General features: G+C 62.7%; 10 protein-coding genes. 3 read left to right on the top strand and 7 right to left on the bottom strand.

The features are described from left to right. Positions 1–114 precede the first annotated feature (114 nt). Positions 115–492, bottom strand: coding sequence for a RidA family protein (locus DXB86_RS06665; protein WP_089572469.1), 378 nt, complete (start codon positions 490–492; stop codon positions 115–117). A 298-nt stretch (positions 493–790) separates the two neighbouring features. On the opposite strand from DXB86_RS06665, the gene DXB86_RS06660 reads away from it, so the two are divergent. Then, positions 791–3286 (top strand): U32 family peptidase, encoded by a 2496-nt coding sequence (locus DXB86_RS06660; protein WP_117736590.1) that lies wholly within the window; start codon positions 791–793, stop codon positions 3284–3286. A gap of 15 nt (positions 3287–3301) precedes the next feature. Further along, on the top strand, positions 3302–3961 hold the full coding sequence (locus DXB86_RS06655) for an RluA family pseudouridine synthase (RefSeq protein ID WP_233503005.1): 660 nt from the start codon (positions 3302–3304) through the stop codon (positions 3959–3961). Between the two features lie 396 nt (positions 3962–4357). Here the strand turns inward: DXB86_RS06655 and DXB86_RS06650 are convergent, their stop codons facing one another. Then, entirely contained in the window at positions 4358–5104 is a 747-nt protein-coding gene (locus DXB86_RS06650; protein ID WP_117736589.1) for a DeoR/GlpR family DNA-binding transcription regulator, read from the bottom strand. A 3-nt stretch (positions 5105–5107) separates the two neighbouring features. After that, on the bottom strand, positions 5108–6187 hold the full coding sequence (locus DXB86_RS06645) for a Gfo/Idh/MocA family protein (protein ID WP_117736588.1): 1080 nt from the start codon (positions 6185–6187) through the stop codon (positions 5108–5110). 598 nt (positions 6188–6785) lie between these two features. Here DXB86_RS06645 and DXB86_RS06640 point away from each other — a divergent pair. Beyond that, the gene (locus DXB86_RS06640; RefSeq protein ID WP_117736587.1) at positions 6786–7028 is read left to right on the top strand and encodes a DegV family protein; all 243 of its coding nucleotides are present in this window, start codon (positions 6786–6788) and stop codon (positions 7026–7028) included. Positions 7029–7144: 116 nt separating this feature from the next. Here the strand turns inward: DXB86_RS06640 and DXB86_RS06635 are convergent, their stop codons facing one another. From DXB86_RS06635 to DXB86_RS06620, 4 genes are all read right to left on the bottom strand, one after another. Continuing rightward, entirely contained in the window at positions 7145–8029 is an 885-nt protein-coding gene (locus tag DXB86_RS06635) for an ROK family protein (protein ID WP_199411008.1), read from the bottom strand. Between the two features lie 79 nt (positions 8030–8108). After that, positions 8109–9233, bottom strand: a complete 1125-nt coding sequence (locus DXB86_RS06630; protein WP_199411007.1) for a glycoside hydrolase family 172 protein — start codon at positions 9231–9233, stop codon at positions 8109–8111. 12 nt (positions 9234–9245) lie between these two features. Beyond that, positions 9246–9644: a PTS sugar transporter subunit IIA gene (locus DXB86_RS06625; protein WP_089572475.1), complete on the bottom strand. Its 399-nt coding sequence runs from the start codon at positions 9642–9644 to the stop codon at positions 9246–9248. Positions 9645–9670: 26 nt separating this feature from the next. Next, a complete protein-coding gene (locus tag DXB86_RS06620) occupies positions 9671–10504 on the bottom strand; it encodes a PTS system mannose/fructose/sorbose family transporter subunit IID (protein ID WP_117563754.1) in 834 nt (277 codons plus the stop codon). Positions 10505–10506 lie beyond the last annotated feature (2 nt).

Genomic DNA, 10506 nt, shown 5'->3' with positions numbered 1-10506 from the left:
CCGGAATCAGGCCCTCGCGGCCTAGTCGCTATTTAGGGCGTCCAAGAAATGGGAGGCAGTTCAGCACGCGCTGCAGGGTCTTTTTGCATGTCATGTTTAGTTGTTACCAACACCTTAGAGAGCGGCGACAACCTCGATCTCGACCAGACCGCCAGCCGGAAGGGCGGCAACCTGGAAAGCGCTGCGCGCGGGGAACGGAGCCTCGAACTTGGAGGCGTAGATCTCGTTTACGGCAGCGAAGTCGGCAATGTCAGCCAGGTAGACTGTGGTCTTGACGACATCGGCAAAGGTGGCGCCGGCAGCGGTCAGCAGGGCCTCGACATTAGCAAGGGACTGCTTAGCCTGGGCCTCGACACCCTCGGGCAGCTTGCCGGTCGCGGGATCGATGCCCAGCTGGCCGGACAGAAACACCATGTTGCCAGTCTGGATACCGGGGGAATACGGGCCGATGGCTGCGGGTGCGTTATCGGAAGACACGACGGTCTTGCTCATGTTTTTCTCCTTACAAGTAAAAGGGAACGGGAGCGCGGCGTTCACACCGGGAGGCACAGTTCGGTCTGAACACCGCGCTTGATTGGGATAGTACTCAAGGTTTCCGCGCGATGCAAGATTATTATCACGTTGCGAGAATATTTTATCGCCCAACGGTTTCCCCGGACCGCTGAACGGTTCTCATGTGAAGCAGCCAGTCCAAGCTGCTGAAGACTTTATCCCGCTTAGAGCACGGGCATCGCCTGCCGCGACGGCACCACTATACTTTTGAGTATCTGAGCATTTTGAAAGGCAGGATATGACCGCAACCGCCAGTCGAACCACCAACCGCAGACCCGAACTCTTGGCCCCCGCCGGAGGCCCGGAGCCCTTTGCCGCCGCGCTCGCCGCCGGGGCAGACGCCATCTACTGCGGCATGGGCAGCTTCAACGCACGCCGCAAGGCCACCAACTTTACCGACGAGGCCTTTGAGCAGGCCTGCCGCGCCGCGCATCTGGCCGGCTCGCGCGTCTACGTCACGGTCAACATCGTCATCAAGGAATCCGAGATGAGCGATGCGCTGCAGCTCATCCATCGCTGCTCCACGCTGGGCGCCGACGCCTTCATCATCCAGGACTGGGGCCTGTTCTTTGAGGTCAAGCGCACGATGCCCGGCATCGAGACGCATATCTCGACCCAGGCGAACATCCACGACGACCGCGGAACCCTTTGGTGCCGCGAGCAGGGCGCCGACCGCGTGACCCTCTCGCGCGAGCTTTCCATCGACGAGATTGCCGCCATTCACGATGCCGCGCCCGATGTGGACCTTGAGGTCTTTAGCCATGGCGCCATCTGCTTTTGCTACTCTGGCCTGTGTCTGCTTTCGAGCTTTGCCATGGCGGGACGATCGGCCAACCGTGGCATGTGCGCCCAGCCCTGCCGCTTGCCCTACGAGCTGATCGACGAGAACGGTCGCTCGCTCTCCCCTGCCGGTCGCGAGCGCGCGCTGTGCCCGCGTGACACCAACACTTCACAACTTGTTCGCCGCCTGTATGACGCCGGCGCCGCGTCGCTCAAGCTCGAGGGCCGCATGAAGGCGCCCGATTACGTGTATTCCATCGTCGACGTGTATCGTCATCAGATTGATGACATGCTGGCCGGAACCACCGTTGCCAAGGACGAGAAAGACGCCCGCCAGCGCCAGCTCAAGCGCTGCTTTAACCGCGACTTTACGCACGCCTATCAGGACGGCACCTCGGGCGACGAGATGATGAGCTATGAGCGTTCCAACAACCGCGGCCAGATCGTGGGCACGGTGCTGGGCAGCCGCCCGGCCAACCGCGATGTGCGCGGCCTCAAGCCCGACGACCGCCGTCGCCGCGCCGCCATCGCCCGTATTGAGCTGTTTGAGCCCGTGGGCAAGGGCGACCTGCTGGAGCTTCGCCACGATAACGAGTTTGACCAGTTCCTGACCACCATTGCCGCCGATGATGCCGCAGCCGGTGAAGTCATCGAATGTCGCGTACCCCGCAGCATGCCCGAGGGCTGCCGCGTCCGCGTGATTCGCAGTCAGCGTGCCATCGACGCCGCCGGCGCCGCGCTCAAGCGCGATGTGCTGCGCCGCCGAGCTGTTGATGTGTCCGTCGTGGCGCGTCTGGGCGAGCCGTTTACCGTTACGCTCACCTGCTGCGACGACCCTTCGCTTACGGCCACGGCCACGGGCTTTACCGTCGAAGCCGCCAAGACCCGTGCGGTCGAGGCGTCCGATCTGGTTGAGCACGTCGGCCGCATGGGTTCCTCTCCCTTTGAGGCTGCGAGCTTTGAGGTGGCGCTCGATGAGGGCTGTGGCATGGGTTTCTCCGCCGTACATAAGGTGCGCGCCGCCGCTTGCAAGGCGCTGGAAGAGGCCATTCTGGCGCCGTACGCGGAGCGCGCGAAAACGCTCGAGCTGCCGGCGATTGTCACCAGTGATTCCCGCCCCGCGCCCGAGCACTACCGCGACGAGCCGCAGATCTGCGCCACCGTCACCTCGCTCGAGGCCGCCGAGGCAGCGCGGGCGGAGGGTGCAACGCGCATCTACATGACCACCGACGCGCTCGATGCGGCCAAGCTCTCCCCCGCCGATACGTTTGAGCAGGGCATCGCACCCGTGCTCGATGAGGTCTGCCGCGCCGTTGACCACGTCCGCGTTGACCCATGGGTTGTTGCCGGCGCCACGGTCGCTATTGGCAACATCTCTGAGCTTGCCCTGGCCGCCCAGGTTGGCGCCACGGCCGAGATTCGCTCTTGCCTGCCGGTGCACAACACGCCCTGCATGGAGGCGCTTGCCGAGCGCGGAGCCGGTGCGTTTTGGCTCTCGCCCGAGATCACGCTCGACGAGATTATCTCGCTCGGCACCGCCGCGCCCGCGGCTCTGGGCATCACCGTCTTTGGCCGCCCGCGCGTCATGACAAGCGAGCATTGCATTCTGCAGGTTGCCAACGGCTGCATCCACGATTGTGCCAACTGCCGCCTGCGTGCCCGCAAGCTCTCGCTCAAGAATATCGACGGCAAGGTCATGCCGGTGCGTACCGACATCCACGGCCGCTCACGCCTGTACGACGCCTACCCCATCGACCTCACGCCGCAAGTTCCGCAGCTGCTCGATGCCGGCGTGCGCCGTCTTATGGTCGACGGAACCTTGCTCGAGGCCGATGAGATTGGCCGTGCCGTCGCTCGCGTCCGTCGCGCTGTCGAGGCGGCTCAAGCCGGCCGCAAGCCGGCCGCCCGCCTGCGCGGCGCCACCTCGGGCTGCATGTTTGTGGGAATTAGCTAACCGAAAGGCTTACACGTGAACGAAGAACCTCAAGTCCTCTACTGCGACGCCTGGCTCATGGCCATCGACAAGCCCGCCGGCATGATCGTCCACGGTGACGGCACCGGCGAGCGCACACTTACCGACTACGCCAGCGACCTGCTGCTGGCGATGGGCGACGGCTTTGCCGCGACCGACATGCAGCCGCTCAATCGCCTGGACCGTGACACCACCGGCGTGGTGCTGTTCTCACTCGACAAGCAGACGCAGCCCGCCTTTGACCAGATGATCATCGACCACGCGTTCGAAAAGCACTATCTGGCGCTCGCCGAGGGCAAAATCGACTGGAACGAGAAGCTCATCGACAAGCCTATCGCCCGCGACCGCCACGATAGCCGCAAGATGCGCGTTGGCGCCAGCGGCAAGCCATCTCAGACGCGCGTCAAGGTACTCAAGCGCCTTAAGAGCCGCCGCGGCCTGCCCACGCGCTCGTATATTGATGTCGAGCTGCTCACCGGCCGCAAGCATCAGATTCGCGTGCACCTGGCAAGCGAGCATCATCCCCTGGTTGGCGACGACCTGTACGGAACGCCGCGCCCCTGCGGCCTCATGCTCCATGCCCACAGCGTGTCCTTTACGCATCCCGTAACCGGCGAGCACATCCACATCGAAGCCCCTTGCCCCTGGGAGCCCTAAACCACCACAATGGGAACAGGCACCTTTATGATGGTTTTGCCGCGATGGCTCAGCCGCGGTCCCAAAACGTCTCGATCTGTAACAGTTAGAACCCATTTTCCGGTCTATCTGTTACAGATCGAGACATTCGAATCCCCTCAAGGGAATAATCTCAATCTGTAACAGTAACTCGGCAAAATCAGTCCCAGATGTTACAGATTGAGACAAAGGGACGGCGCGGTTCGTAAGTATCTCGATCTGTAACATCTAGCCTGCTTTTAACGGTCTGGTTGTTACAGATTTAGATAAACCGGTAGACAACAAAAGTGGCAGCGCCCGGGATGGTCGTTGCCGCTTTTCCATTGACCCACCACAAAGGTGCCTGTCCCCTTTGTGGTGGTTTTGGCCTTCCCGTCGCTAGACCGTGACGACGTTGTCCATTGCCCGGTACTTGGCAGGGACATCGCCTGCGGTAATAATCGTTGCGTCACGGAAGTCCGCGAACTTGACGGGCGCCACCATGCCAAATTTACTGGCGTCCGAGATTACGAAGCGCTTGGCCGTATGGCGCATCGAGATACGCTTTACTTGCGCCTCCTCGATATCGGGCGCCGTGAAGCCCTGCTCGGCGGCAATGCCGTTAGAGCCCCAAAAGCCACAGTTGAAGTTGTAGCGGTCTAAGGTTGCCAAGGCATCGGGGCCAACGAGCGCCTCGGTCTCGGGTTTGAGCTCGCCACCCAGCACCACGGTACGCATGCCGCGCAAAGCAAGGCGTTGAGCATGGAGCACGGAATCGGTCACATAGGTGACATCTTCAAGGTGTGGAAGATGCTCGATGAGCCTGAGCGTCGTCGAACCCGAGTCGATGTATACAAAGCTCTCGGGCTCCACAAGTGCCGCCGCACGGGCGCAGATACGTTCCTTGTCGTCGTTATGGAGATCGCTGCGCTCATTAAGCGTTAGGTCGCGCGTCACGTGCGCGCGCTCAAGGCTCGTCGCCCCACCGTGCACCTTGGCGATACGGTGTGCGCGATTGAGCGTCTGCAGGTCGCGCCGAATGGTAGACGCCGTCACGCCCAGGGCCTCAGCAAGCTCCGGTACGGTAACCGAGCCCGTCTGCTGCACCATCGACACGATTGCGTTGAGCCTATCTTCCGCAAGCATCGCTTACTCCTCCTCGGGGTACACGACTCCCCAATCGGCGCGGAGCTTGGTCATCAGCTCCATAACATCAGAAGCATAGCCCAGAAGTTCGCGCTTCGAATCATCGCCAGCAACGGCCTTTTCCAGGTCGGCCATCTCGTAGCACAGCGCGTAGGCCTCGGTGCCAGCGTGGACCTCCTCACGGTGACCGTCCGCAGTCCACACGACGGTCGCATGGTCTGCACGCGGATACTCGTTGACCTCGATATAGCACTTATCGAAGCTGATGACCGAGCGCTTGGGCTGCTTGGAGTGGAGCGTAAGGCTCACGACGCCCAGCTGTTGCTCGGCATTACGGCAGACAATGCCACCCGCGACGTCAACGCCAGTCTCGCAGGTATTGCCCAGAGACACGACCTCGGCGGGTTGGCTGGCCATAAACAGGCGCATGACGGAGAGCGCATACACGCCAATGTCGAGCATGGCGCCGCCGGCAAGACTACGGTTGTAAAAGCGGTTGGTCAGGTCGCCGTACTCCTTATAGCTGCCAAAGTTAAGCTGGGCGAGGTTCATGCGGCCAAAGTCGCCAGCATCCATGCGACGGCGCAGCTCCTGATACAGCGGCATGTGGAGCACCGTGGTGGCATCCATAAGGACCACGTTGTGCTCGTCGGCGATGGCACGGGCCTCGTCGAGCTCGGCGGAGTTGAGGGTAATGGCCTTCTCGCAGAGCACGTGCTTGCCGGCGGCCAGCGCGGCACGCAGATAGGTGATATGCGTGTTGTGCGGCGTGGTGATATAGACGGCGTCGATGTCCGGATCGGCGTAGAGGTCCTCGACCGTCTCATACACCTTCTCGACGCCATACTGCTCGGCAAAAGCCTGGGCCTTGGACAGCGTACGGTTGGCAACGCCCGCGAGCTTGCGGCCGGCCAGAGCGAGGGACTGGGCCATCTGGTTGGCGATAACACCGCAACCGATCACAGCCCAACGAAGCTCGGGAGCCGTAAAGATGTCCTCGGGGAACGGCTTGTCCTGAACCGAAGCGAACGCCGCTTTTGCGGCAGCCGCGGAGTCGAGTGGAGCCTGCTTGGAATCTGCCATATGTGCCTCCTAGGTCATGGAGCGTCTAACATTTCTGCCGTCTCTATATTCGCACAAATTAGCGCGTATGTGCGTACTTTTGCGTATATAACCGCCAAATGGTCAAAATACAGCCGCAGACGGCGCTTATACACGCATAGCCACGCAATCCTACGCACGCAAATACGCACAAATGCGCACTAATCATTACTCAGAGACGGGGAATTCTGCTTAGAACTCGAAAGACAGGATGATCCGCTTCGCCTCGTCGCTCATGGCGCGCTGCAGCTCTAAGGACCGTCCCAAACTGCAGACAGAAAAAGAACGTCCCCAGGCGCCGGCATTTCAAGAGCACTCATTTAAGTCTGCCCCCAATGAGTGGGAGCAATCAGAGACTCTTTGCGAGGGAGGCCGGACGTGGCCTTCCTCGTTTTATTCATGGACTTTAGTCCGTGCCGTGCGGCACGCGCGGCATAGAAAGCCACCCGCTCAGCGGGTGGAGGCCAATTTCCGCTACGCGACAAAAACCTTCCCCCTAGCATGAGGATTGTTCAGGCCATCATACTAAGGGGAAGGTGATTGCTGTGGCCCAGAAAGCCAACAGCCTCGCGCACACGAAATGGCTGTGCAAGTACCGCATCGCACCGAGGTCAAGCTCATCGCCGCCATCGTCGAGAAGCACCCCAAGGTGCGCTTTGCCGTGAGCTGCACCTCGGCCCACGCCGACCTCTACGACCGCATGGAGCAGGCCCTGTGCGAGCGCATGGCCAACGCGGTGGAGGTCGTCCGCTCCGACATCAGCCCCGCGCTTCTTGTCCACACCGGTCCAAACCTCGTGGGTGTGGCGGTCCAGGGACTCTAGCGGAGGCGGGGCGTCCTGCCCCAAAAACAAATGCAAAAGACGAGCACTTCTTGCCGCTCAATTGGCAAGAAGCGCTCGTCTTTTCTTAACGCGTTGTATGGCGGAGAGAGCGCAAGTTACGCGAGCGCCCTTCTTGCCAGCTCGGCCGCGCCGAGGATTCCTTGGTCGCCGCCGCAGCCCGGGGCGCAGATGTAGCTCTCCATGTCCTTAAGCTCGGCGGTCTGGATGTAGCCACCCAGATATTCGAGGGTCTTCTTGCGGACGATGCCGTAGAGCTGCTCCTGGTGCATCACGCCGCCGCCGAGGACGATGCGGCGAGGCGAGTACATGAGCACGAGGTTCGCGCACATCTGCCCCAGATAATCCCCTTCGAGCGCCCACACCTCATCGTTGTCCGCGAGCTCGGCCGCGGGCTTTCCCCAGCGCGCGGCGATGGCGGGGCCGGAGGCGAGCCCCTCGAGACAGCTCGCGTGGCTCGGGCAGACGCAGCGTCCCTCCTCGGTGGGACGGGTCCTTACCAGCATGTGACCGGCCTCGGGGTGCAGCATGCCGTGAAGGAGTCTGCCCGCGCACATGACGCCCGCGCCCACGCCGGTGCCGATGGTCACGTAGACGGCGTCCTCGAGCCCCTTGCAGCAGCCGAAGACCACTTCGCCGAGGCAGGCAACGTTCACGTCCGTGTCGTAGGCCACCGGAATCCCGAGAGCGTCGGCGAACGCGGCGCGAAGACCATAGCCTCGCCACGCAAGCTTGGGCGTCTGGAGGATGGAGCCGTAGCGCTCGTCGTCGGGGTCGACGCAGGTCGGGCCGAAGGCGCCGATGCCCAACGCGTCCACATCGCGGGCAGTGAACCACTCGATCATCTGCGGGACGGTCTCGGCGGGCGTAAGCGTCGGGGTCTCTATACGGTCGAGGACCTCGCCGTCGCCGGACACCACGGAACAGACCATCTTGGTCCCGCCGGCCTCGAGGGCGCCGAGCCTCATTTGCTTTTCGCTCATGTGATCCTCCTTGCAAAGGGACGCCCGCAGTCATGGTCAACCGCGGACGCCCATAACGTTGGCTTGTTTCGAGGCGACCCTACCTGGGCACGCGGTCCTGCCTTGCGGCAAACGGGGCGAGCACGGCGTGCGGCTCGCTTTGGTACCAGTAGGCGACGGTGGAGATGTCGTCCTCGCGCTCGTAGAGCTTGATGTCGTCGTTGCCGAGGTCCTGGAACGTCACGCGCAGGTCCTCCTTGAACGAGATCGGGTCGGGAAGGTGCCACCTGTAGAGGCCGTGCCTGGGCAGCGCGTCGTCGTTGGTCGCGAGCATCGGGTTCGGGTTCGGCTTGCCCGCGCTGAAGCGGTCGCGCGTGGCGTCGCGCGTCGAGCGGTACGGGTAGCCAGCGAACAGCGTGTTGAAGCACTGCGCCTCGGGCAGCGCGTGGGGCGGCCTGTCGAGGAAGGCCCAGGCACCGCCGAAGTAGTCCTCGGCTCCCGTCGAGGTGACCGTGGGGAACTCCTCGTCGCCGTCGAGGAAGAACTTCATCTCGCCCTCGCCCCACCAATAGCGCTCCAGGGCGCACAGGGCCATGTAGGTGCCGACGTAGTAGCCCTTGCCGCGCACGCCGTCGAGCACAGTGTAGTCGACGCCCCTGCGGGTGCTGCGCTCGCGGTTAAAGCGGGCGTGGAAGTACATGGCGTCGTCCGGCACGTCGGTGAGCGCGTAGTTGAACGTGTAGAAGATGTACTTAATGGACCCGGGGTGCTCGCTCGTAAGCGTGACCTTGGCGTGCTTCCTGAAGGGCATCTCGAAGTAGCAGTTCATGCCGCCCGTCGGGTTCACGCAGATGGGCATCGAGTTGACGATGGCGCGCTCACCGAAGCCGTTGCAGAAGAAGTCGCCGACAGGGCACTCGACCGAGGGGGTCTCCTCGTCGTCCCAGTAGAAGCGCAGCACGAGGTCACGCATGACGAAGCTGCCAGCGGCGGTCTTGTCGGGGACGGTCATCCAGATGTGGCGGATGATGCCGGGGCCCTCGATGTCCGCGAGCGTGATGGTCTCGCCGGACTCAAGGGGCACGCAGCACGAGCCCTTGCGGCCGACGCCGAGGTGGCTGGCCGACATGGCGGCGCGGCCCTTCTCGCCCGTGATGTTCTCGGGGGTGATGGCGCGGCTTTCCTCACCGCCGTGCATCCACACGTCCTTAAGGAACTCTCTCATCGTCGACCTCCTCTATTCGTCGTCGTCGCACTCGGCGGAACTGGCACCGTTCACGTAGATGATCTGCTGGCGCGCCTCGTTGACGAGGGCGTCGAAGTCGAGTTTCTCGTCGGGGCGCGCGAGCGCGACCGTCATGGCGAGCGGGAGGTTGACACCCGCGATCACGTGGATCCGGTCGGAGGCGAAGCGGGAAAAGCGCTGGTTCACGCTGCCGCCGTACGCGTCGGTGAGGACGACGACCTCGTCAGTGCCCGAAAGAGCCGCCTCGACCGCCGCGTCGAGCCCCTCGCCGTTGTCGTTCACGTAGGCGCACACGGCGTTGACGGCGTCGCCCTTACCCGTAAGGAACTCGAGGGTGTCCTTGAAGCCCTGGGCGAGAAGGGAATGGCTCGCCACAACTATCTTTCTCATTGATTCACCAATCTCTTGGGTCGAAGCTAGGCGAGGATGCCGGCGGCGGAGGCGACCATCGCGAGGACGATCACCACGAGGATGAGGGCCGTCATGCTCGCGTTCTTCTTGGTAAGAAGGTAATACGCGCTTCCCGTGATGGCGGCGGGGATCATGGCAGGCAGGATCTTGTCGAGCAGCGGCTGAATCTCCATCGCGACGTCGCCGAAGCTGAAGCTAATCGGGCAGGTGACGCCGATGACCGAGGCGATGAGGCAGCCGACCACGGTGAGGCCGAGCACGGAGGCGGCGGCAGTGAGGTTGGGAAGCTTCTCGCTGAAGTCGGTGACGAGCTTCACGCCCTGCTTGTAGCCGAACTCGAGGGCGTGCATGCGGACCCAGAAGATGGCCAGGATGAGCGCGAACCAGATGCCGGCTCCCACGGGGTTGCCCTCGATGGCCATGTAGGCGGCGATGGAGCCCATGATGGTCGGGATCATGGTCATGAGCAGGGAGTCGCCGACGCCGGCGAGCGGTCCCATGGTGCCGATCTTCAGGTCTTGGACGGCGTCCGCCGCCGCTAGGCCGTCGCGCTCCTCCATGGCCACGCAGGCGCCAAGGATGATGGCGGCGAGCCAAGGCTGGGTGTTGTAGTAGCGGAAGTGGTTGTTGAGCGCTTGCTTATAGTCCTCGTCGTTCGTGTAGATCTTCCTCAGGACCGGCGAGAGGGCGTAGGCGACTGAGGCGCCCTGCTGGGTCTGGTAGTTGAAGGTGCACACGCTCATGAGCCAGCGCCAGTTCGCGTTGCGCAGGTCCTTCTTGGTGACCTTGTAGCCGGAGGGCTTGCCCTTGGCGACGGCGGTGATGTTCTCGTTTTCCATGG

The organism is Collinsella sp. OM06-18AC (assembly GCF_003438785.1).
Lineage (GTDB): Bacteria > Actinomycetota > Coriobacteriia > Coriobacteriales > Coriobacteriaceae > Collinsella.
This window is presented reverse-complemented; position numbering and strand designations above follow the sequence as displayed.

Excerpts from the sequence above, each read along its gene's own strand:
- DXB86_RS06645 (WP_117736588.1), bottom strand. The coding sequence starts at position 6,187 with ATGGCAGATTCCAAGCAGGCTCCACTCGACTCCGCGGCTGCCGCAAAA.
- DXB86_RS06620 (WP_117563754.1), bottom strand. The coding sequence starts at position 10,504 with ATGGAAAACGAGAACATCACCGCCGTCGCCAAGGGCAAGCCCTCCGGC.
- DXB86_RS06650 (WP_117736589.1), bottom strand. The coding sequence starts at position 5,104 with ATGCTTGCGGAAGATAGGCTCAACGCAATCGTGTCGATGGTGCAGCAG.
- DXB86_RS06625 (WP_089572475.1), bottom strand. The coding sequence starts at position 9,644 with ATGAGAAAGATAGTTGTGGCGAGCCATTCCCTTCTCGCCCAGGGCTTC.
- DXB86_RS06635 (WP_199411008.1), bottom strand. The coding sequence starts at position 8,029 with ATGAGCGAAAAGCAAATGAGGCTCGGCGCCCTCGAGGCCGGCGGGACC.
- DXB86_RS06630 (WP_199411007.1), bottom strand. The coding sequence starts at position 9,233 with ATGAGAGAGTTCCTTAAGGACGTGTGGATGCACGGCGGTGAGGAAAGC.
- DXB86_RS06665 (WP_089572469.1), bottom strand. The coding sequence starts at position 492 with ATGAGCAAGACCGTCGTGTCTTCCGATAACGCACCCGCAGCCATCGGC.
- DXB86_RS06640 (WP_117736587.1), top strand. The coding sequence starts at position 6,786 with ATGGCTGTGCAAGTACCGCATCGCACCGAGGTCAAGCTCATCGCCGCC.
- DXB86_RS06660 (WP_117736590.1), top strand. The coding sequence starts at position 791 with ATGACCGCAACCGCCAGTCGAACCACCAACCGCAGACCCGAACTCTTG.